The organism is Streptomyces sp. V4I2, from assembly GCF_030817655.1.
Classification (GTDB): domain Bacteria; phylum Actinomycetota; class Actinomycetes; order Streptomycetales; family Streptomycetaceae; genus Streptomyces; species Streptomyces plumbiresistens.
The window spans coordinates 10,276,491-10,298,171 of the sequence record NZ_JAUSZM010000003.1 but is presented as its reverse complement, the minus strand read 5'-3'; the positions used below and the strand labels follow the sequence as shown (position 1 = coordinate 10,298,171).

Here is a 21,681-nt window from a genome sequence, read left to right as displayed (position 1 = left end):
CAGCTCGACTTCGTCTCGGAAGGCACCTGGTGGTGAGTTGGCGGGGTGCGAATCGGATCAGCTCAGTTGTGGTGGGACCCAGGCGTGGTGCCGAAGGATCATGTGCGTTGCGGCGCGGGAGGGTGTCAGCCGCATCGCCGTGTTCCGCAGGGCGACGGCCAGCGGGTGGGAGAGCTGCTGGCCCATCCGCCCGGCCTGCCGGGCGGCCCGCGCGACGGCCTGGCTGCGAGGTCGGCGCTCGGCGTCGTAGCGAGCGAGCGCGGCCTTCACGGTGGGCTCGGTGGCCAGCGCGGCGGCCAGGGTGACCGCGTCCTCCAGCGCCTGGCAGGCCCCCTGTCCGAGATTGGGGGTCATCGCGTGTGCCGCGTCGCCGAGCAGCGCGGTCCGACCGACCGTGTACGAGGGGAGCGGTGTGCGGAGTTCGTTGACGTCGTGGTGCAGCACGGCGGCGGGCCGAGTCGCGTCGAGCAGGGCGGGGACCGGGTCGTGCCAGGTATGAAATCGTCTGCGCAGTTCGTCCAGTGGGTCGGCGAACCGCGTCCCGGCGGGGAGGTTGAGGACGGCGTGCCACTCGGCCCGCCCGTCGTGGAAGGCGATGTGCCCGAACTCGGCGCCGTGCCCCCAGGTCAGCTCGAAGTCGGTGCGCAGGTCGACCGCCTGCTCGGTGATGGCACGCAGCACCGTCGAGCCGCTGTAGACCGGACCGGGGTGGGCTGGGAAGAGATGGCTGCGCACTTTGCTCCAGATGCCGTCGGCCGCCACTACAAGATCGGCGTCCAGGACCGTCTCGCCGCAGCTCACTCGAACCGTCCCGGGGCCGGGCTGCTCGACCGAGTCCGCCTCGGAACCGATCAGCAGTGCCTCGGCGGGCAGGCAGTCGCGAAGCAGCCGGTGCAAGGTGGAGCGGGGGATGCCCATGATCGGTGTGCCCACCGCCTTCTCCAGTGCCGAGCCGTCCATCCGGGCCAGCCAACCGCCCTGTGGTGTGCGAGTGCCGCCGTTGTACTGGCCTCGGGAGGCATCCCGTACCGCGTCGCCGACGCCGAGTTCGTCCAGTGCCCGCAGGCCGTTGGCGGCCAGTGAGATGCCCGCCCCCGCGTCCTCGGGCATGGAGGCACGCTCGCAGCGGTAACGATCAGGGAAAGCGGCTTTTGGCCCTGCTCGACCGCCAGGTGCAGCTTGGTCGTCAGCCCACCGCGCGAGCGTCCCAGGCCGTGATCGTCGGGCTCGACGCCGATGCCGCCGGGAGGCTCTTTTTGCTCCGCCCCTTTTTACGCGCCCCGGCGGCGTGCTGGTGAGCTCGGGCAATGGTGGAATCCACACTCACATCCCAAGTGATCAGGCCCTTCGCGTCAGCCTCAGCCTGCAGATCTTCCAAGATCCGCTTCCAGTGCCGTCGCGCTGCCAGCGCCGGAACAGGTCGTAGATCCGGTCCCAGGGGCCGTACCGCTCGGGCACGTCCCGCCATGGGGCGCCCGCCCGGGTCCGCCACTGGCATGACAGCCCGCAATTCCAGCCGGTCTTAGAAGCCATTCGGGTGCCTCGACAGGGGCGGGGCCGACCGCGTACCCGGCCGGACAAGGTAAGGGCTGACAAGGCCTACGGGTCCCGCGCGAACCGCGCCTACCTGCGCAGACGCGGGATCCGATGCACCATCCCAGAGAAGACCGACCAAGTCCGCAACCGCAGGAAACTCAGTTCCCGCGGAGGGCGTCCACCGAAGTTCGACAAGGATGACTACAAGGAGCGTCACGCGGTGGAGTGCGGGATCAACCGGCTGAAACGTCACAGGTCCGTAGCCACGAGGTACGACAAGCTGGCGGTCCGCTACGAAGCGACCGTGCTCGTCGCAGCGATCAACGAGTGGCTATGACGCAACGTCTCAGCAGCCCTATCCGCCCTGCACGATCCGCCCCTTTGGGGTTCCGTAGTACCAATAGCGCTTAGCTGGAGCTGGGGAGAGCGTGCCGGCTGCCAGATCGACCAGAGCCTGCGCCAGCTCAACAAGCGGAGCAGCAGCGATGTGTTCTGCACCGCGCAGGAAGCTGGTCGCACTCTCCTCCAAATCGGGCCAGGTCGAAACTTCCTCCCGGCTCACGCCGCCGCGGGCCTCGATCCGGCGTGCCGCCTCCGGAATGCAACTCAGGAGTACCTCCCGCTGCTCGACAGCGAAGTCGTCAAGCAGGACAGCGGAACTGCTGCCCCCCAACGCCTGGGTGCGGAGCCCCTGCTCCAACTCCGGCCAACCCGAGGGCCGCAGATCCGCCGGCATCTCCGCACCAACGCGCGCCGCCTCGATAAAGAGAACCCCGAGCGCCACGTCATAGGCCCAGAACACCGCTTCACCGGAGATCACTGGCACAGTCCTGCTCAACCGAACTCCTCCCCCCAGCCGACGCTTCCAGCCCTAATCATGGCTGATCGGCTCAGACACTTGTCCCGGTTGGCTCATCACGCCTTCGAGCCGCGACCAGCACTTTCGCAACAGGGCCTAAGAGCATCGCCACAGTGTGACCACTCTGACGAAGGTGACAGTGTGATGCTCGCCGGAGACAACGACCATGGCAGACCTGTAACGGAATGAGGGTGTGCCCGGTCGAAGAGAAGACGCGATCGACCTGGTGCCCGCCTTGTGGTGACACCGGACTCTGTGGCGGCCGGCCCATCCCCTGTGCGTGCAGCCAAAGCAACCGTGTCCAGGCGCCTACGGGCCGGACCGTCACACGGTGAACCAACGAGTGCGCCATCGACAGCACGGGTCCTGAGAGGAACGGAGACAGAGGATCATGCATCTTGACAGGCCCTCCACTACGAGCACGATGGACGAGGCCGTTTCTGTCTTCGTGGGGCTCCGTCCACGTCTTTTCGGTATCGCCTACCGCTTGCTGGGAAGCGCGGTGGAGTCCGAGGACGTGGTCCAGGAGGTGTGGCTGCGCTGGCAGAGGACAGACCGTTCGGCGGTGGAGAATCCCGTGGCGTTCCTGTCCAAGGCAACCACCCGGCTGGCCATCAACGTGGCCCAGTCCGCCCGCGTGCGGCGTGAGACCTACATCGGCCCATGGCTACCCGAGCCCATAGACACGAGCAACGACCCGGAGGTGGGCGCGCAGCGGGCAGAGGCCCTCGAACTGGCCCTGCTCCTCGTGCTGGGCAAGCTGAATCCGACCGAGCGGGCCGCCTACGTGCTGCGTGAGGCATTCGACTACGCCTACGCCGATATCGCGGAGATACTCGGGTTCACCGTCGTCAACGTGCGCAAAATCGTGAGCCGGGCCCGTAAGCATCTGTCGGCCGACCACCAGGAGACCGTGGACGCGGCCGAGCACCGGCAGCTTCTCGACACCTTCGTCTCGGCGGCGCGTACCGGGGACATCGCGTCCCTGGAGGCTCTTCTGACACCGGACGCCGTCTCTCTGCCCTGCTGACGATGACCAACGAGGCGTCGCTCAGCCCCCTGCTTCCCCAACGCGCGCTCACCGTCCTCACACGCATGAGTAACCGCGTGTCGAGCGCTGAGGCTGCGCTCGCGGTGTCACAAACCACCGCCGGACCTGGTCCTAGTCAGTGACCACCCGGAGCGATGGGAGCAATCGTGGCTATCACCGAACAACGTCTTTCCACCATGGTGCTGGTGATCGGTACCGGCGGGGCCGGCCTCAGGGCGTCGATCGAGCTGGCCGAGGCCGGTGTCGATGTCATGGCCGTCGGCAAGCGCCCCAAAGAGGACACCCACACATCCCTGGCGGCCGGTGGGATCAACGCGGCGCTGGCGACGATGGACCCCGAGGACAGCTGGCAGCAGCACGCCGCCGACACGCTCAAGGAGAGCTACCTGCTCGCCGATCCCCGCACCGCCGAGATCGTCACCCAGGGCGCCGCCCTGGGCATCGACGACCTGGAGCGCTACGGCATGGCCTTCGCCCGCGAGGAGGACGGCCGTATCTCGCAGCGCTTCTTCGGCGCGCACAAGTTCCGCAGGACCGCCTTCGCCGGCGACTACACGGGCCTGGAGATCCAGCGCACCCTCATCCGGCGCGCGAGCCAGTTGAACATACCCATGCTCGACAGCGTCTACATCACCCGCCTCCTCGTGCACGACGGTGCCGTCTTCGGTGCGTACGGCTTCGACCTCACCAACGGACAGCGTTACCTCATCCACGCCGACGCCGTGATCCTCGCGGCCGGCGGCCACACCCGCATCTGGCGACGCACCTCTTCGCGCCGTGACGAGAACACCGGCGACTCCTTCCGCCTGGCCGTCGAGGCCGGGGCCCGGCTGCGCGACGCCGAGCTGGTCCAGTTCCACCCGTCCGGGATCATCGAGCCGGAGAACGCCGCGGGCACCCTCGTCAGCGAGGCCGCCCGCGGTGAGGGCGGCATCCTGCGCAACGCCCTCGGCGAGCGATTCATGACCCGCTACGACCCGCAGCGCATGGAACTGTCCACCCGCGACCGCGTGGCCCTCGCCTCCTACACCGAGATCAAGGAGGGGCGCGGCACCCCCAACGGCGGCGTGTGGCTCGACGTCTCCCACCTGCCCCGGCAGACGATCATGAATCGACTGCCCCGGGTCTACCAGACGCTTCTGGACCTCCAGATGCTCGACATCACGCGCGAGCCCATCGAGGTCGCCCCCACGGCGCACTACTCGATGGGCGGCGTCTGGGTCCGTCCCGAGGACCACAGCACGGACGTCCGCGGTCTGTACGCCATCGGCGAGGCGTCGAGCGGCCTGCACGGCGCCAACCGTCTCGGTGGCAACAGTCTCATCGAGCTTCTCGTCTACGGCCGCATCACCGGCCAGGCCGCTGCCGCCTACTCCGAGTCACTCACCGCCCAGCCCCGGTCCGCGGCAGCCGTCGCCCAGGCCCGTGGCGAGGTCGACGAACTCCTCGCCGCCGACGGACCCGAGAACGTCCGCGCCCTGCAGCGCGCCATCCGCAACACCATGACCGAACACGCGGGAGTCGTCCGCGATGAAGAGGGCCTGCGCACCGGTCTGGCGGAACTGGACACCATCGAGAAGCGTATGGAGAACGTCGGAGTCCACCCCGACATCGCCGGGTTCCAGGACCTCGCGCATGCTTTCGACCTCAAATCGGCCGCGCTGGCGGCCCGCGCCACCCTCGAAGCGGCGCTCGAACGCAGGGAAACCCGCGGCTGCCACAACCGCAGCGACTACCCCGGCATGGATCCCGCCCTCCGCGTCAACCTCGTGTGGTCCCCGACCACAGGAATCACCCACGAAAGCATTCCGTCCATCCCGAAGGAGATCACCTCACTCATGGAGGACGTCTCCACCGACGGAAAGCTCGTCGAGTAGCGCACCAGGGGCCTGGCCGTCAAGAACGACCCGCGGAAGGTCGTGGGTACCGTCCGCACCGCGGTACGGCAGGCCCCTGTCCACAGTGGACGAAGCGGGACCTGAGCCGCCAACGCGCCTTGTCACCGCAGTAACCGTAGAGAAAGCCATTCACCATGCTCACAGGACGCGACCGAAGCACTTCTCCCGGATCCGGCACCTACGCGGCAGTCACCGGTGCCTACACCATCGATCCGGCCCACACGACGGTCGGATTCTCCGTCCGGCACGCCATGATCTCCAACATTCGCGGCAGGTTCGACCGTTTCGAGGGCCTCCTCCTGCTGGACGGCTCCGACCCCTCCCGGTCAACGGCGTACGTGAGTGTCCAGACCGACAGCATTGACACGGGAATCCAGGAACGCGACGCGCACCTGAGAGGACCCGAGTTCTTCGACTCCGCGACGTTTCCCCTGATGGCCTTCCGCTCCACGGGAATCGTCCAGCGCGGCGACGACGAGTTCCGTCTCATCGGCAGCTTGCGCATCAAGGACGTCGAGCTGCCGCTGGACATCGATCTCGTCTTCGGCGGAGCCGGCGACGACGTCGGCGGACAGCGCCGGGTCGGCTTCGAGGGCACGGCCACCCTGCGCCGTTCGGACTGGGGGCTCACCTGGAACACGACTCTGGAGGCAGGAGGCGTGCTCGTCAGTGACAAGGTGACTCTGGCCCTGGACATCTCGGCGGTACGGATCGATCAGGACGCGGCGGCGTGAAGGCGGTGAGGTCGTCGAGGGTGACAGTTCTGGTGTCCTCGCCGCCCTCCAGTGCCTGGCATCGGCCGATGCTCGCCCGCCATGCCGGTGAGGAACACCGCACCGCCACTGCGCTGGAGTTGTTCTTCGACCTGTGTTTCGTCGCCGCCGTCGCCCAGGCGGCCTCGGCGTTCGAGCACGAAATCACAGCGGGCCGTCCTGGTCACGGCCTGCTCGGTTACACACTCGTGTTCTTCGCGATCTGGTGGGCCTGGATGAACTTCACCTGGTTCGCCTCCGCCTACGACACGGACGACGTGCCGTATCGCCTCCTCACTCTGGTCCAGATCACCGGAGCTCTGGTCATGGCCGCAGGGGCCACCAAGGCCCTGGAGCACGGGGACTTCCAGATCATCACGTGGGGTTATGTCGTCATGCGGCTCGCCGTGGTCAGCCAGTGGCTGCGCGCCGCGTACACGGACCAGGAACGCCGGCGGTCGGCACTGCGGTATGCCCTGGGAATCTCAGTCCTGGAGATCGGCTGGCTGGTCCGCCTGGCCCTGCCCCACGACGGCGGTATCGCCTCGTTCGCCGTCCTCGCGGTCGGTGAACTCGCGGTGCCGGTCTGGGCCGAACGTGCCGTGGGCACCACGTGGCACCCGCACCACATTGCCGAGCGCTACGGGCTGTTCACTCTGATTGTGCTCGGCGAGTCCATCACCGCCGCTGCCCTTGCCGTCCGCACCGCCCTGGACACCCATGCGGAAGTCGGCTCCGTCCTGCTCATCGCACTGGGTGGCATCCTGACCGTCTTCGCCCTGTGGTGGCTGTACTTCGCCCAGGACGCGCCGCGTCGCCTCAAAACCCAGACCACGGCCATGCTGTGGGGCTACGGGCACTACGCGGTGTTCGCCGCAGCGGCGGCCATAGGGGCCGGACTTGCCGTCAACGTCGCCCATCTCACCGACCACGGCACTCTCACCGACGTTCAGGCCGCGGCCACGTACACGGTGCCCGTCGCCGTCTTCATCGCCTGCGTGTGGCTGCTGCACCGGCGGACCGTGCAACTGCCCACCAAGGCCAACGTCCTTCCCCCGGTCGCGGCACTCGCCGTCCTCGCCACCACCTTCACGACGGTCGCCGTGTTGTGCACCGGCGTCATCGCATCGCTTCTGATCGGTGCCTCCCTCGTCGTAGCCCGTCGCGAAGCCCACGCGTCCTGAACTGTGCCGCCGCACGACTTCACACTTAGTGGCATTACAGTGTGTCCTGTCAAACACACTCTCAAGTGACCTCCCACCCCTGGGGGGTCGCCACATCCTCGCGCCCCGAAAGGCATCATCATGCGCAATATGCTGCGTGCAGCAGCTGTCGGTGCAGCGTGCACCGCGCTCTCACTCACCTCCGCGGTCGCCCAGGCGACTCCCGGAGGTCCCGGCGTAACCGGCAAGGTCCTTGCCCAGAAGACCATCGGAGACCGGGACTACATCCTCCGAGAGGTCACCATTCCGCCCGGCCAGGGAACGGGCTGGCACTACCACGACGGCACCCTGTACGCGTACGTCAAGCAGGGAACGCTGAGCCACTTCGATGCCACGTGCGCATCCGACGGCGTCTACGACAAGGGCAGCTCCCTGAAGGAACCGTCGGGCGCGGACCACGTGCACCTGGGCCAGAACCGCGGCACGACGGACGTCGTCCTGGAAGTCCTCTACGTGCTGCCGCACGGCGCCCCGTTCGCCGAGGACGCCCCCAACCCCGGCTGCACGTTCCAGTAGTCCGGCGCGCCGCGCCACGGCCGCGTCCTTCGCGTAAGGACGCGGCCGATCGCCGACAGCTGTCACAGCTCCTCCCGCTGCCCGGTCAATCGGGTGTCAGCAGCTTGCGGTGGCATCCACCCGAGCCCCGCAGCGAGGAGGAGGCAGCATGGCAGGGACCCAGGTCAGTCGACGCAGTCGGGCGATCGCTGTAAGCCCGTCGACAGAACTCCGGCACGAACCGAGGGAGGACGGGATGATGCTCCGAGGGACCGACCTACAAGCCGATCCCGCCGCCGCCACCGCGTCGCTGGCGGCAGAGGCCGCCCTGCTCGAGGGACGGCTGAGCCAGCTCCGAGAGGCCATCCACACGGTGGACGCACGCATCGAGTCGATCTCCGAGACTCTTCGGCGGCTGCGCCACACGCCGTCCGGGTCCGATGACGGCGGGCCTCGCTCGGGCGACACAGACGACGCCGGCCCCGGTCACTCGGCGACGCGCCACCACTGACGGACCCGAACAGACGAGCTGACGGGTCCGCCCGCTTGCGTCCCCGACCGGCGCCCATGAGGGGATGCGCACCCGGACGTTCCCGAGCCGAGCTGGATCGCCGAGCACCTGAGCAGGCGCTGTCCGAAACCGCGCCGGCTCGGTCTCGGACAGCCGAGACCAGGAACAGAACGGCTGGATTCAGCTCGTTGCCTCCTGAAGCACCCATCCGTTGCCGTCCGGGTCGCTGAATGCCGCATACGAGCAATAGCTGCGACGTTGCGGATCAGGGCCGCTGACCCGCATCTCATCCGTGCAGCGGTGGAATATCTCGCTCGTGTCGTGGAAGATCCCGCCCATCTCCACACCCCTGCCGAGGAGCTCTTCGTGGGCCTTCACGATGTCGGAAACGACGAGGTGGAGCCCCTGCGCCGAACCGGGAGTGGCAGTGGTGACCCCGACGCCGAAGAGGATCGAGCACGGCGAGCCGGGGGGTGTCATGTGCACCACCCGGTAGGTGTCATCGGTGACGTGATCGGCATCCAGGCGGAACCCCACCGCCTCGTAGAACGCTCTGGCCCGGTCGACGTCGGAGACGGGCAGAACTACAACTTCCAGCTTGAAATCCACTGTCGTCATCACTTTCACAGACGGAGGCTTGGCACCACCGGGTATTACGGTCAGAAACGGTGTCGTCATCTCGGATGACGTACAAGGGCCACGGGATACGGACGGCTCATTCCGATCACGAGACAGCCGACCCTGAAGGGGATCGGGATGATGGGTGTCGGCTCTCCGTAGAAATGACGGAGGAAGTCCCAGCAGTCGGCGGCTCGGGAAGGTCCTCCAGGAAGTCCGCAGCCGGCGCGAAGAACATGGAGCCTGTCACCGGGACGGAGAAGTCCAGTATGCGGTCGTACGGCGCCGACTCCGTGCCCAGGAACATCCGCTCCAGCATCGTCTCCGTCACCTCGGGGGTGCGGGCGTAGCCGATGAAATACGTGCCGAACTCCGCACGGCCCACGGCGCCGAAGGGCATGTTGTCGCGCAGGATCTCGAGTTCTTTGCCGTCCGCGTCGGTGAGGCTGGTGAGGGCGACGTGTGAATCCGCAGGTTTGACGTTGTCGGCGAGCTCCACGTCGGACAGCTTTCGCCGGCCAATTGCTCTCTCCTGCGCCTCGACGGACAGTTCCTCCCACGCGTCGAGGTCGTGCAGGTACTTCTGCACGACGACGTAACTCCCGCCCGAGAAGGACGGATCCTCGTCGCCGACGACTACCGCGGCGTGCGCCGCGGCACCCGTCGGATTCTCCGTTCCGTCGACGAAGCCGAGCAGGTCGCGTTCGTCGAAGTACTTGAAGCCGTGCACCTCGTCCTGGACTGACACTGCCTGGCGCAGTCGGCTCATGATCTCCGCGGCAAGCGCGAAGCACAGGTCCAGTCGGGAGGCGCGGATGTGGAAGAGCAGGTCGCCCGGGGTGGCGACGGCTCGGTGCACCGGACCGTTCACTTCCCGGAAGGGATGGAGCCGGGCCGGACGCGTCCCGGAGAACAGGCGGTCCCAGGCGTGCGAACCGATGCCGGTGACGCAACTCAATCTGCCGTCGGGCTGGGCACGGAATCCCACGGCCCGTTCCAGCGAGCCGATGTCCGACAGCAGCTCACGGGCGATGGTCTCGCCGCCGCTGTCGATCGTCACGACGAGAAAGATCGCCGCACTGGTCAGCGGGGACAGAACCATCTGAGGCACCGGTTCCGCGACGTCTGCGGTCATGAGCGTTTCCCTTCCAGCCGCCGGCAGCGGCAGATGTGTCACCGACGCCAGTAGTCGTCCAGACGATCAGTTCGGGACAACTCGCGTTTCTCCTGGTGTGTCAACGGAAGCGCGGTAGCGGCTTGCTTGATCGCGTAGAAGGCGTCCTTGTCCAGGACACCTTTGGATTGCAGCTCTTCCAGTAGGAGGGCCAGCGCGTTGGTGTTCGCGCACGCCTTCTCCATCGTCCGGTCGAGTTGCGGCTGGTTGACCAGAGCAAGAGGATCAGGCGCCGCTTGTGACTTGTCCTCATCGGCGATCAGCACCAGGTTGTGACGACGGGCTCCTTCCCCGGCCCGCTGCCACACGCGGCGCCCGAAGCGCATACGCAGAGGTTCGTCACTGATGCCTCGGCGGATGACGTCGAAGAACTCATGCGGCTTCCTGAGAAGCTCATCCAGCCGCTCATCGTCCTCATCGGACACCTCGGTGACGAACGTCGCCGTGATCGTCTCCTCGCTGACGTCCTCTCTGTACCTGGTCGGAACGAGAGTGACTCCTTCGATCTCGAGAGCCAAGACGTGGAGCTCCTCCACCTCCTGGATCTCCGCCCTGTAGATGTAGATCTCGGGTCTGCGTCCTTGGGAGACGGCGGTCCAGCCCTCCGACACGCGCCAGGTCGCGTCAGTCCCCTGAATGTGCGTTCCATCGGCCGTGGAGGCCGCCTGGAGCTCGGCGTCCAGTTCCTCGTGCCGTTCGTCCGGCACATGGAGCTCCAGCGCGAAGCGGCGCAGGGAACGGCCATTGTGGACGGAAACGACGGCAGGCAGCTCTGCGGCCGTGAGTTCGCGGACCGCGCCGAGCAGAGTGAGGTGCAGTATCGTCATTGCCGATTCTCTTCCATGCCGGTCTCAAGGGTCTCTTCCCGACGTCTCGGACGGCCGAAGTCACACGATCCGCTCGAAACACAACAGTGGTTTCCACACTATCACTGCATGGCATGTGTCAACCGGTCCCAAGCACGCGGCAGAGATCAGTGACCCCGCAGCCCACGCCTCATCGGCTGAACAGTTCGAAGACAACAGCCGGCGCCCCACCGAAACGTGGGCTCAGGGCGCTGGTGCTCTGGGTCAGGAACCGTCGTGCCTGCGATTCGGGGTCCTCGTCGGTCAATGCCTCGAGGTCTGCGCGGTGCTCGCGAAGCGACAGAAGATCCAGCGATTACCGGCATCCGCTGCCGCATCGAGAGCAGCGTGCGCTACGGCCACGTGGTCCGGGGTGTTCCAGGCGCCGGTACTCCAGGTCGTGTGATGGTTGAGCATGATGACCAGTTCGGGCCGGTAGCGGCGCATGGCCGTAGCGATGTCGCGGCGCAGCGGGAGGCCGTATTCGATCATGCCGTCGCGATGGTCGAGAAACTACACGGCTGACACGCCGACCACCGCCGCACTGGCCCGCTGCTCCCGTTCCCGCAGCGGTCCGCACTCGGTCGGCGCGATCGTGTCGATGCCGGCCTCGCCACGAGTGGCCAGGAGATAGGACACCTCGCGGCCGGCATCGGTCCAGGCGGCGACGGCGGCCGCGCAGCCGTATTCGAGGTCGTCGAGATGGGCCACCACCGCGAGGGCACGCTGCCAGTCGGTCGGCATCGGCTGCAGCTGACCGGGCCTCGACTCGATCATGGTTCGTTCCCTTGTTCCGAAGCGTGCCGACCGCTTCGCCCGAGCCGCAGGATGCTCACGCCTCGTCGTTCACCCATGACATCAGCTTGCGCAGTTCCTTGCCGGTGGTCTCCAGCAGGTGCTCGGAGTCTGCGGTCTTGTACTCGTTGTACCTCTTCAGACCACCGTGGTATTCGTCCATCCAGTTCTTGGCGAACGTGCCGTTCTGGATCTCGGCGAGGAGTGCCCGGGAGCCGGCGTCGTGGGGAGACGCGATCGGCGCCACACTGGCGGCAGAAGCCGCCCTACTAGAAGCCCACGAGCGTCTGCTCCGAGAGGCCCTCGACACGGTCGACGCGCGCATCGAGGCTGTCTCCGCGGCCTTACGGCACCTACGCCGTTCGGCGGCCTCCGCCGAGGCCCAGAAGCGGGCGGACCCGGGCGACGGCCGCAGGCTCACCGTCGCCGACTCCGCCGACGTGTGTCTCACGTGGCTCGACGGCTCTACGACATGTCGCCCTTGACGATCCTGGCGCTCTGCTCGCGAAGTGGCTGAGAAGCGGCCCGCGCCCGACTGGCCGAACACGTCAGACAGGGCGTCCTCGCCGGCCACGACAGTCACGCTGAAACCTGCGCTCGGGCGCGGGTCGGGTCCAGTACAAGATCCCCGTGCGGCATCGAGGGGATGAGCCTGGTCCCCCGCTCCAGGCGCGCACGGGCAACCCCGTCGCCGTACGCGTCAGCCGTTGGGGAAGGCCGCCCAATGAGCCTCCAGGAGTGCGGCGACCTCTGTCGGCCGCTCGAGCACCGTCCAGTGGTTGCAATCGAGCTTGGCGACCTTGGAGGCGCGCAGGGACGCGCCGAGCCTCTCACCGAACTCGATCTGACAGGCGGGGTCGAGCGCTCCCCAGAACACGAGAGACGGCGCGGACACGTTCGCCAGTGCCGGTTCCCATTCCGCCCCCATGGTCACCGCGGAGCGGTAGATCTTGAGGATGCTGTCCTTCATCACCCCGTCCACGCGGCTGACCATCTCCTTGGCCGGTTCGACGGGGAGGTCGAAGCCCTTTACCAAGTCGTCGGCGAAGGACTCAGCTTCCAGCTCGTTCATGAAGCGGTCGCCTTCGACCGGGTCCTGCCATGTCATGGCAAGCGGATGCCAGACGTAGTCGGAGCTGATCGGACCGTTGCCCCCGGCCCAGGTACGCACGAGATCGGGCCGGAGTGATGCGACACGGGCCGTGAATATGCAGCCCCAGTCGTGACCGACCAGGTCGACCGGCTCACCGATCCGCGCCAGTCGGTCGATGAGCCAACTGACGTACTCCTCCTTGGTGGATTTGAAGTCGTCCGGCCTGGCGGCGGCGAACCCGGGCAGGTCCCAGGCTTCCACGTCGGTCCGGGAGAGGTGCCGACGTACGTCGTCCCACACGTGGTGGGTGTCGGGGACGCCGTGGATCAGGATGGCAGGCATGGGGGTGCCCTTCGTCGATCGGAGATGGGTCGACTGCCGTGCGATGAGCAGCCGTACCTCGCGTGAGGTGTCCGGTAACCATATTGCCAGGAACAACATCGTGTCACACGGTGTTGTCGTCTCCGTCCACCTGCGGGTCGCTTCTTCAGGTGGTGGCCGCTGGTTCACGTCGTGTCCGATTGATCCATGGTCAATCAGCACATGGATCGGGCCGCGCGCCGCGTGGACGCTGGTGACCCGGAAGTACCGCCCGACCAGGAGTGTGTGATGAACGAAATGACGGAGCCCGACCTGCGAGGAAAGCTGGCCGTGGTCACCGGGGCGAGCGACGGCGTCGGCCTTGGGCTGGCCACTCGACTCGCTCATGCCGGCGCCGAGCTGATCCTGCCGGTGCGCAACATGGCCAAAGGAACCACCGCCCTAGAACAGATCCGGACGAGCGTGCCCGATGCGCGGATCTCCCTTCGCGTCCTCGACCTGGCTTCCTTGGCGTCGGTGGAGGACCTCGCCGACACACTCAATGGGGAAGGCAGGCCGATCCACCTGCTCGTCAACAACGCAGGCGTGATGGCGCCGCCCATGCGGCACACGACCGAGGACGGATACGAGCTGCAGTTCGGAACCAACTATCTGGGTCATGTGGCCCTCACCGGGCGGCTGATGCCGTCCCTGCGGGCCGGCCGGGCTCGTGTGACCACGGTGACCAGTAGCGCCGCGCGTAACAGCCGGATCGACTGGGACGACCCGCAGGGTGTGAAGCGGTACTCCCCGGTGCGTGCGTACGGACAGTCCAAGCTGGCCAACCTGCTGTTCGCTCTAGAACTGGAGCGGCGCAGCGCATCGGGCGGCTGGGGCCTCGTCAGCAACGCGGCCCATCCCGGTACGACTCTGACCAATCTCTACGCAGCCGGGCCCAACCTCGGCCGCGCCCGTCCCGCACCCCACGCGGCGATCATGAAGCGGCTCGCACGCTGGGGTGTCTTCGTGCAGTCCGTCGACGCCGGCCTGCGTCCGCTGCTGTACGCGGCGACGAGCCCGGAAGCCGAGGGCGGGCGTCTGTACGGCCCCGACGGCTGGGGCCAGTTCACGGGCAGTCCCACGGAACTGGCGCTCTACAAATCGGCCCGGAGCGAGGCGGACGCATCCCGGCTCTGGCAGCTGTCCGAGCGTCTCACCGGCGTCACCTTCGCGGCGGTCTGATGGCATCCCCGACGGACCAGGGCAGCGTGACTGCTTCGGCGTCCACACCGACCGGCCCAGGACACGGAAGCATGCCTGACGGTCCGTAAGGCAGCCCGGTTCGGGCTGAGTTCGCGCCTTTCTCGCCCGTTCGGCCGGTGTCACAAAAACCGGAGGACCTCGGTCTTGTCTATGGACGCATGGCCGTCAGGCCTGGTGCACCAAGGAAGTAGCAGAACATGCCGCACCCGGCACGGGTCTACGGACTTGGTGATCGGGGTGGTGCGCCGACGCGTCACCGCCGCGGGGTGGCACAGACACGAGTCTTTCCCGTGGGTGCTGGACGCGCCGGTCCTGTCCCGCACTCCGGCACCGGCGCCACAGGCTTCGAGAAAGGACATTGCGATGCTGCACGAGTCATTGACCATTGTGGATGCCGGTCCCTTCGACCGCGTGGACCCGGACGAATTCGTCCGGGCGGCCATGCAGTGGCACTTCGACCCCGCGACCGGTTCCCGCTACTGGCTCGACCGGGCGGAACGGCTCGACTTCGACCCCCGGCACGACGTCAAGGGCGTGGCGGACCTGGTCCTGTTTCCCGATCTGGCTGACGAACTGCGGGGGGTGCGGGTGGCGGATCTCATCCCCAGGGGCTACGGATCCGGGGCCAGGCTGCTGAACGTGTTCGACAGCGGCGGGACGACCGGAGCGCCCAAGCGCGTCATCCAGCTGGACGACTGGATGGGGCACAGTACTGAGCAGGTGAATCGACGTCTCAGGGCCCATGGGCTGCCCGACGGCGGTCTGTGGCTGACTGTGGCGCCGACGGGGCCGCACCTCGTGGGAGACGTGCTGCAGCGGGCGGCGGCGGGCCTCGGCAGCGTGGGCCTGAGCGTCGACATGGACCCCCGGTGGGTGAGGAAGTTGGTCGCCGCGGGCCGGGCCGACGACGTCGACGCCTACACCGACCACCTCGTCGACCAGTGCCGACGCATCCTGCTCAGCCAGGACATCGGCGTCATCGCGGCCACCACCCCCCTCCTGGAGCGGTTCGCCCGTGAGGACGGTCTCGTCGAGATGATCAACGGCAGTGCCAAGGCGATCATCTGGGGCGGTACGCACATGGACCCCGACACACGGGAGCTGTTGAGCACCGAGGTCTTCCCCGATGTGCCGGTCATCGGCATGTACGGCAACACCCTGATGCTCACCGCGCTCATGGAGAGGGTCGGTCTCACGGCCTCGGAGCCGTGCGTGTTCGACCCGGTGTCGCCGTACGTCTTCCTGTCGGTCGTTGATCCCGGCACCGGGGAACGGGTGGAGGTCGGCGAACGCGGTCAGGTGGTGGTCAGCCACGTCAGCAAGTCCATGCTGATCCCGAACAACATGGAGCGGGACACCGCGCTGCGGGTCCGTCCGGACGAGGGCCACGTGGGCGACGCCGTAGCGGACGTCGCGCCCGTACCCACGGTCAAGGGCGAGACCGTGATCGAAGGCGTCTACTGATGACGACCGTGAAGTTGGCCGACCCCCTGTACCTGGACGCCTTGGGCCCTCGGGGTGCTTACCGGACGCGTGTTCCGACCTCGGTGACGGACGTGACCGGCACCGAGGTCGCGCGGCTGAGCCTGGTACCGCCGCTCTTCGTGACGCGGGCGATGGCCGCCTTGCGGCAGGCCGGGCCGATACCCGCGGCCGACCTCGACGGCCTGCTCGCGGCGGCGGCCGACGCGTTCGCCTCCGGCACGATAGGCGGTCTGGGCGTGCGGGAGTACGAGCAACTCGTGAGCCGTACGTCGGGCACTCCCCTGTCGGTGGTGCACGCCGCGACCGATGGCACGGCTCGCTTCGTACGGCAGGCCCGCTCGTCCGCCTGGCGGGGCAGGCCGGTGGGCGCGGCCGGCGGCCTGCGTGACTCCGCCATCCGCGAAGGACACGCGGTCTGGGTGCGTCAGGGCGACGTGTTCGCCGTCAACGCCTCCGGCAACCACCCCGGCGTTCACCGTCTGTGGCTGGAGGCGCTGGCGCTGGGTTACCGCGTCGCCGTCCGCCCGTCGAGACGTGAGCCCTTCACCCCGTACCGGCTGGTCGGGGCGCTGCGTCAGGCCGGGGTACGAGACGACCAGCTCGTGTTGCTGCCCACCGACCACCGGACCGCCGACACGGTGGTCCGCGACGCCGACCGGGCCCTGGTGTACGGCGGTGACGACGTGGTCGCCAAGTACGCGAACGATCCCGGAGTCCTGTCGCAGGGACCCGGCCGGTCGAAGATCCTCATCACCGCGGACACGGACTGGCGTGACCACTTGGACACGATCGTGGCGTCTGTCGCCGACGAAGGCGGAACCGCGTGTGTCAACGCCACCGCAGTCCTCCTCGAAGGCGATCCAGCACCTCTCGCCGAGGCCATCGCCGCGCGCCTGTCAGCACTGCCCAGCCTCCCTCCGCAGGACGAGAGGGCGGTTCTGCCGGTCTGTGCGCGGGAGCGGGCGCACGCTCTCAGCGCCTACCTGGGAACCGTGGCCGCGGGTACGCGCGCCTGGCTCGGCGGAGACGGGATCGCCGACGATCTCGGCGACGGGAGTGCCGTACTGCGCCCCGCCGTCCACCAGACCGATAGCGCCGACGCCGTCCAGCTGCGCAGCGAACTGCCCTTCCCCTGCGTGTGGGTCGCACCCTGGAGCCGGTCGGACGGCATCGCTCCGCTGAGGGACACGCTCGTGCTGTCGGCTCTGACGTGCGACGGGGAACTGCTGGACGCCCTGCTCTCGGAACCCACCATCGCCAACCTGTACATCGGCGATCAGCCGACCTACTGGATGGCTCCGGGGGTGCCTCACGACAGCTACCTCTCGGATTTCCTGATGCGGAGTAAAGCCGTCTTCGACGCGCGGTGAGGCGGGGTCGGCCGTCGTGTCCGTTCAGTGGTGCATGAGCAGCATGATGACCGTCCCCAGCGCCATCGACCCGTCCCAGAAGCGGCCGTAGGGATCCCTCTCAGTTCCGGCGTCTCTCCTGTCGGCGGTGGAGCGCAGCGCGGGCATCTCGCGGGTCAGCGACTGCAGCGCACAGCCCAGGAGGTACAGCACCAGCATCGTGACGACCACGTCACCGATGGCTGAATCCCCTGCGGAATGGGCGAGATGCCGTGCCGGGGCAGGACCGTCGGCCAGGTTCTCGTGCGACGGACCCGCCATGGAGCGGGACGTCCATGCCATCCAGCCCATTGCCGCCATCCCCGCCGCCTGGGGCAGCCTCCTGACCTGCGCGGCGAGTACGGATTCCTGGCGGCGGACAGCGGTCAGCGGAAACCACAGCGCGGCGGCGGCGAAGAAACCCATCTGTGCCGCCGCCGACACCGCTTGGACCAAGCCCCACGGCATCGCCGCCATGACAAGGGCCATCGCGGCATGCAGCAGGTGATCGACACGGGCGCGCCGTCCCGGTCTGCCGGACAGCAGGCCGCGGCGCAGTCCGTGGACAGCCGCGGCCACGAAGAGCGCTGTCAGCATGCAGTACACGACGTCGGACGGACTCATGCCTTGGCGTACTCTCCTAGATTCTAGGGAACCGACCGGTTCTTCATGAACCGGCGTGTGCGAGCGATGGCGCTCCAGCCGGTGGGCCGCGAACCGCACAGGCGGCGGGGCCGCGCGCGGCGCGCGCGTCATCGTCCGCACCGAGCGGATGGGCGCCCAGGCCAACGCGTCGTCGTGCTGGTGTCGCAGAGCGGCATTGCCCGGCTCATGAACGCTGTGCAAGTGATGACCGTGCAGGACGTGGATCTGTGACATGAACGGCCGCGTTCTCCTTCCACCGTGTTCCATGGGGGCTGCGGCAGTCGGTGTCACACCAACGATGCGACGCCTGTCCTATGTGCATTGGGTGGTGGACGTCGCCGTCGCCATCGAGACACCAGCGGATATCCCCCGACGAAAGAGACCTGGATGAGAGTCGTTGTTGCCGGGGTCACCGGCCTGGTCGGTTCCAGAACTGTCGCCCGACTCCGGGACCGCGGCGTAGACGTCGTGCCCGTATCACGCCGTACGGGAGTCGATGTCATCACCGGGCAGGGACTCGCCGAGACCCTGCGCAGCGCCGAGGTGGTCGTCGACCTCACCGATGCGCCTTCCCGTGCGGAAAAGTCGAGCACGGAGTTCTTCACCACCGCGACCGCCAACCCTCGCACAGGCGGGCTACTCCCGTGCGAAGGCGGCTCAGGAGGAGTTGGCACGGCGCTCACCGATCCCCCACTCGATCGTGCGTGCCGGGCCGTTCTTCGAGTCCGTGGACACCGTGTCACACTCGAGCAACATGCGGACGGCGCACATGTCGCGCCGGTGCTGATCCGCCCCGTGTTCCGGAGCCTTGAAATCGCCGGCCCCGAGGAGTACCGACTCGACGACCTCACCGCAACACTGCTGGCCGCCAGCGGCGACCAGCGCGACGTGATCTCCGACGTCCACTCCCCCTTCTTCAGTGCGGTGTTCGAGGAGCGGACGCTGCTTCCTGCGACGACTGCACCGCGAGGCCACGTCACCCTCGCGCAGTGGCTCCTGCAGGACTGACGCCCGCCTGGTGTCCCTGGGATCACGCAGAGTGTCACAGGTACCGCACACGATTGGTCTTGCTGGATATGCGCACCTTTATACACAGTTCACGGCCGGTCCAGGTTCGCCAGGACGACTACGCGGTCAGTGCCGAGTTCTACGACGTCCTTCAGGCCGAGCAGGACGCGGTGCGGGTACGTCGTCTCTACGGCCGCGCTGTGGAAAGCTCCCGGCTCGGCGTACTGGATGTCGGAGCCGGAACCGGACGGGTGACCTTGATGAGCCTTCTCGCCTCTCAGGTGGACGTACACGCCATCGAACCCGCACACGCCATGCGGACACCGCTGATGACGCGCCTGGCCTCCCTGTCCGCCGAGCTGAGGGCTCGGGTCACCGTCCATCCCACGACTCTCGGCGAGGCGCGGCTCCGAGAAGTGGCGGACCTCGCAATCTGTCACAACATGATCGCCTGTTTGTCACCCTCCGCCCGACATGTTCTGTGGCCGGCACTCGCCGAGGCCCTGGTACCGGGTGGCTCACTGCTCCTTCAGCTTCCGCCGTCGGGCCTGTTTCCCGGCGAGGTGACTGAGCGTCGCTTCCCGGAGCAACAAGTCGGGCGACACGAGTACGGAGGCCGTATGGTGCTGTCGGCAGAGGGGGAACGGATCCGCACACGCTTCGATTACTGGGTGCGGGAGAGTGGGCTCCTGCTGCGTGAGCACACGGAAACCTTCTGGATGTGGCCGTCGTCTCGCACGGCGATGATCAAGGATCTGGAAGATCACGGATTCGTGCCGCAGCCGGCGTGGGAAGATCCGACCGTGCTGGCGATGACTCTCGGTCCCCACCCGAAATGACTCCGTTACGCTCGGCGAGACGGGAAGCGTGCGCCCGGGCCGCGGACACACTCGGCTTCTGCGACTTGTAACATGGTGGCGTTGCAGCCGAAGGGACACCTATGCACGCCGAGGCCGACGCCAACTCCCTCGAACAGGCGACACAAAACTTCCTCGCGGCACGTCCGCAGCTCTTCGGTATCGCCTACCGCCTGCTTGGCAGCACAGTGGAGGCGGAGGACATTCTTCAAGAGACGTGGTTGCGGTGGCAGAACACGGACCGCACGAAGGTGGTGGAGCCGACGGCCTTCCTCACCACGATCACCACACGTCTGGCCATCAACCTCGCTCAGTCCGCGAGGGTACGGCGGGAATCGTATGTCGGACCGTGGCTTCCCGAGCCGGTCGATACCGTTGAGGACCCTCAGCTGGGCGCGGAACGCGCTGAGGCGCTCGAACTGGCGGTGCTGTTGCTCCTGGAGAAGCTGAACCCGGTGGAGCGGGGCGCGTATGTCCTGCGGGAGGCCTTCGGCTACCCCTATCCGCAGATCGCGGGCATCTTGGAGATCAGTGAGGCCAACGCCCGTCAGCTGGTAAGCCGTGCCCGCAAGCACCTGGCCGCTGAGCGCCGGGAACGCGTGAGCCCGAGCGAGCACCGCCGCCTGCTGCGAGTGTTTCTCACCGCTGCGCAGACAGGTGATCTCGCGGTGCTCGAGGATGTGCTCACCGCAGACGTCGTCAGCTACTCCGATGGTGGAGGCACTCGCGGCGCCTCGAAGATCCCAGTGTTCGGACGCGTGCACGTTTCCAAGTACCTCGCCGCGTTCGCGCCACGGTTCTGGCCCCAGTCGGAGATCCGGTGGGTCGAGGCCAACAGTCGGCCGGCCGTCCTCATCTCTTCCGGCGGAGCAGCTGTGGCCCTGCTGTCCGTAGATGTGTCGGTGGAAGGCATCGACCGGATCATGTGGGTGATGAACCCCGCCAAGCTGTCTCCCTACGTGGCGTCGCTGAACGAGTGACCGCTTCCGCGTAGTCGGGCGATCGTCACACTGGGCGCGTGTCACAAGGGTCGTCACTCATCGGTCTACAGGTCGTCCGGGACCCCGGATCCTACGAAGCGTGAGGAAAAGTCAACGTGACGATGATCATGAGCGGCACGGCGGCCCCTCCCCGCGGCTGGGCGCATAGCCCGGCCCGCCGCAAGCACATTCCACCGGTAGGCGCGTACCGCGACGATGCCGGAGTCATGCCGTGACCGAGCGGATCCAGTTGCCCGACCTGTCCATCGAGAAGGACTACGACGGGGCGTCCTTCTCTCCCATTTACACCACGACGGTGACTGTCCACGGCGGTGTGGTCTCACACGGTCGGGCCTCGGGCAAGGCACGTTCGTCGGACGGAGCCTTGGACCTCGATCTGCGCATGCCGGCCGAACTCGGAGGGGACGGTCAGGGCACGAACCCTGAGCAGTTGTTCGCAGCCGGCTTCGCGGCCTGTTACCACGGAGCCCTGAGCCTGGTGGCCCGGCAGGAGGAACTCGACCCCTCCTCGATCTCCGTGGAAGCAACCGTCGCCTTCGGGCGGGATCCGGCAGACGGTGGCTACCTGCTCCAGGTTGATCTGGTGGTGAAGTGGCCTGGCATCGACCGCGAGATTGCGGCTCCCCTGCTCGAGACAGCCGACTCGTTGTGCCCCTACGCAAGGATGGCGTGGCAGGGAACCCCGACCACCATCACACTGGCCCCGTAGCGGACCAGCGCGGACTGGGCACCACGCTGCGCCGGGGATGTCCATGTCGACGCCGTAGGTCACCGTTGGCGGCATACGGCGTCTTCGCATTGGCGGCCGCGGCTGTCGATGGAGACGCGTTGATCGGGAGCTGACCGTGCTATGCCGTGAGTTCCTGGCTGGGGATCGGTTCCCT

The 21,681-nt window shown here is 67.3% G+C and carries 19 protein-coding genes and 6 pseudogenes; 15 read left to right on the top strand and 10 right to left on the bottom strand.

The genetic code is table 11. The features are described from left to right. Nucleotides 1-57: 57 nt before the first annotated feature. Both QFZ76_RS48245 and QFZ76_RS52070 read right to left on the bottom strand, forming a co-directional pair. Nucleotides 58-1,122, bottom strand: a pseudogene (locus QFZ76_RS48245) (FAD-dependent monooxygenase); the annotation flags it as partial. Between the two features lie 216 nt (nucleotides 1,123-1,338). Next, a complete protein-coding gene (locus QFZ76_RS52070) occupies nucleotides 1,339-1,533 on the bottom strand; it encodes a transposase (RefSeq protein ID WP_373464474.1) in 195 nt (64 codons plus the stop codon). Between QFZ76_RS52070 and QFZ76_RS48235 the strand changes: the two are divergent. Continuing rightward, nucleotides 1,493-1,873 (top strand): annotated as a pseudogene (locus QFZ76_RS48235) (transposase); the annotation flags it as partial. The gene QFZ76_RS52070 and the pseudogene QFZ76_RS48235 overlap by 41 nt on opposite strands. Nucleotides 1,874-1,891: 18 nt before the next feature. Here QFZ76_RS48235 and QFZ76_RS48230 read toward each other — a convergent pair. Beyond that, a complete protein-coding gene (locus QFZ76_RS48230) occupies nucleotides 1,892-2,356 on the bottom strand; it encodes a hypothetical protein (protein ID WP_307679625.1) in 465 nt (154 codons plus the stop codon). 430 nt (nucleotides 2,357-2,786) lie between these two features. Here QFZ76_RS48230 and QFZ76_RS48225 point away from each other — a divergent pair. From QFZ76_RS48225 to QFZ76_RS48200, 6 genes and pseudogenes are all read left to right on the top strand, one after another. After that, nucleotides 2,787-3,416 (top strand): annotated as a pseudogene (locus QFZ76_RS48225) (sigma-70 family RNA polymerase sigma factor); the annotation flags it as partial. Between the two features lie 206 nt (nucleotides 3,417-3,622). Continuing rightward, nucleotides 3,623-5,323, top strand: a complete 1,701-nt coding sequence (locus tag QFZ76_RS48220; protein WP_307680354.1) for an L-aspartate oxidase — start codon at nucleotides 3,623-3,625, stop codon at nucleotides 5,321-5,323. A 155-nt stretch (nucleotides 5,324-5,478) separates the two neighbouring features. Then, a complete protein-coding gene (locus QFZ76_RS48215) occupies nucleotides 5,479-6,078 on the top strand; it encodes a YceI family protein (RefSeq protein WP_307679624.1) in 600 nt (199 codons plus the stop codon). 68 nt (nucleotides 6,079-6,146) lie between these two features. After that, nucleotides 6,147-7,280 (top strand): low temperature requirement protein A, encoded by a 1,134-nt coding sequence (locus tag QFZ76_RS48210; protein WP_307680353.1) that lies wholly within the window; start codon nucleotides 6,147-6,149, stop codon nucleotides 7,278-7,280. Between the two features lie 120 nt (nucleotides 7,281-7,400). Next, entirely contained in the window at nucleotides 7,401-7,835 is a 435-nt protein-coding gene (locus tag QFZ76_RS48205; RefSeq protein ID WP_307679623.1) for a cupin domain-containing protein, read from the top strand. Between the two features lie 235 nt (nucleotides 7,836-8,070). Beyond that, nucleotides 8,071-8,325 carry a hypothetical protein gene (locus tag QFZ76_RS48200; protein ID WP_307679622.1) on the top strand — a complete coding sequence of 85 codons (255 nt, stop codon included), beginning with the start codon at nucleotides 8,071-8,073 and terminating at the stop codon, nucleotides 8,323-8,325. Between the two features lie 180 nt (nucleotides 8,326-8,505). On the opposite strand, the gene QFZ76_RS48195 is transcribed toward QFZ76_RS48200, so the two are convergent. From QFZ76_RS48195 to QFZ76_RS48170, 6 genes and pseudogenes are all read right to left on the bottom strand, one after another. Beyond that, nucleotides 8,506-8,934: a VOC family protein gene (locus QFZ76_RS48195; protein WP_307680351.1), complete on the bottom strand. Its 429-nt coding sequence runs from the start codon at nucleotides 8,932-8,934 to the stop codon at nucleotides 8,506-8,508. A gap of 115 nt (nucleotides 8,935-9,049) precedes the next feature. Next, nucleotides 9,050-10,078, bottom strand: coding sequence for a Dyp-type peroxidase (locus tag QFZ76_RS48190; RefSeq protein WP_307679621.1), 1,029 nt, complete (start codon nucleotides 10,076-10,078; stop codon nucleotides 9,050-9,052). Nucleotides 10,079-10,116: 38 nt separating this feature from the next. Then, nucleotides 10,117-10,944, bottom strand: a complete 828-nt coding sequence (locus QFZ76_RS48185; protein WP_307679620.1) for a hypothetical protein — start codon at nucleotides 10,942-10,944, stop codon at nucleotides 10,117-10,119. A 169-nt stretch (nucleotides 10,945-11,113) separates the two neighbouring features. Continuing rightward, a pseudogene (locus QFZ76_RS48180) lies at nucleotides 11,114-11,739 on the bottom strand (PIG-L deacetylase family protein). A gap of 55 nt (nucleotides 11,740-11,794) precedes the next feature. Next, nucleotides 11,795-11,962, bottom strand: a pseudogene (locus QFZ76_RS52065) (ketol-acid reductoisomerase); the annotation flags it as partial. Between the two features lie 495 nt (nucleotides 11,963-12,457). Further along, nucleotides 12,458-13,192: an alpha/beta fold hydrolase gene (locus QFZ76_RS48170; RefSeq protein ID WP_307679619.1), complete on the bottom strand. Its 735-nt coding sequence runs from the start codon at nucleotides 13,190-13,192 to the stop codon at nucleotides 12,458-12,460. A 267-nt stretch (nucleotides 13,193-13,459) separates the two neighbouring features. Between QFZ76_RS48170 and QFZ76_RS48165 the strand changes: the two genes are divergently transcribed. The 3 genes from QFZ76_RS48165 (at nucleotide 13,460) to QFZ76_RS48155 (ending at nucleotide 17,268) form a co-directional block, all read left to right on the top strand. Further along, nucleotides 13,460-14,392 (top strand): SDR family oxidoreductase, encoded by a 933-nt coding sequence (locus QFZ76_RS48165; RefSeq protein WP_307679618.1) that lies wholly within the window; start codon nucleotides 13,460-13,462, stop codon nucleotides 14,390-14,392. 384 nt (nucleotides 14,393-14,776) lie between these two features. Then, the gene (locus QFZ76_RS48160) at nucleotides 14,777-15,877 is read left to right on the top strand and encodes a phenazine antibiotic biosynthesis protein (RefSeq protein ID WP_307679617.1); all 1,101 of its coding nucleotides are present in this window, start codon (nucleotides 14,777-14,779) and stop codon (nucleotides 15,875-15,877) included. Then, entirely contained in the window at nucleotides 15,877-17,268 is a 1,392-nt protein-coding gene (locus tag QFZ76_RS48155) for an aldehyde dehydrogenase family protein (RefSeq protein ID WP_307679616.1), read from the top strand. The genes QFZ76_RS48160 and QFZ76_RS48155 overlap by 1 nt, the downstream gene beginning before the upstream one ends. A 24-nt stretch (nucleotides 17,269-17,292) precedes the next feature. On the opposite strand, the gene QFZ76_RS48150 is transcribed toward QFZ76_RS48155, so the two are convergent. Then, nucleotides 17,293-18,165: a DUF5134 domain-containing protein gene (locus QFZ76_RS48150; protein ID WP_307679615.1), complete on the bottom strand. Its 873-nt coding sequence runs from the start codon at nucleotides 18,163-18,165 to the stop codon at nucleotides 17,293-17,295. Nucleotides 18,166-18,318: 153 nt separating this feature from the next. Between QFZ76_RS48150 and QFZ76_RS48145 the strand changes: the two are divergent. The 5 genes and pseudogenes from QFZ76_RS48145 to QFZ76_RS48125 form a co-directional block, all read left to right on the top strand. Continuing rightward, nucleotides 18,319-18,417, top strand: a pseudogene (locus QFZ76_RS48145) (NAD-dependent epimerase/dehydratase family protein); the annotation flags it as partial. Nucleotides 18,418-18,726: 309 nt separating this feature from the next. Continuing rightward, nucleotides 18,727-18,939 (top strand): hypothetical protein, encoded by a 213-nt coding sequence (locus tag QFZ76_RS48140; RefSeq protein WP_307680399.1) that lies wholly within the window; start codon nucleotides 18,727-18,729, stop codon nucleotides 18,937-18,939. A 53-nt stretch (nucleotides 18,940-18,992) separates the two neighbouring features. Beyond that, nucleotides 18,993-19,778, top strand: a complete 786-nt coding sequence (locus tag QFZ76_RS48135; protein ID WP_307679614.1) for a bifunctional 2-polyprenyl-6-hydroxyphenol methylase/3-demethylubiquinol 3-O-methyltransferase UbiG — start codon at nucleotides 18,993-18,995, stop codon at nucleotides 19,776-19,778. 101 nt (nucleotides 19,779-19,879) lie between these two features. Then, nucleotides 19,880-20,776 carry an RNA polymerase sigma-70 factor gene (locus QFZ76_RS48130; protein WP_307679613.1) on the top strand — a complete coding sequence of 299 codons (897 nt, stop codon included), beginning with the start codon at nucleotides 19,880-19,882 and terminating at the stop codon, nucleotides 20,774-20,776. Between the two features lie 232 nt (nucleotides 20,777-21,008). Further along, complete coding sequence (locus QFZ76_RS48125; RefSeq protein WP_307679612.1) at nucleotides 21,009-21,506, top strand: Ohr family peroxiredoxin; 498 nt, start codon at nucleotides 21,009-21,011, stop codon at nucleotides 21,504-21,506. The last annotated feature ends 175 nt before the right edge of the window (nucleotides 21,507-21,681 follow it).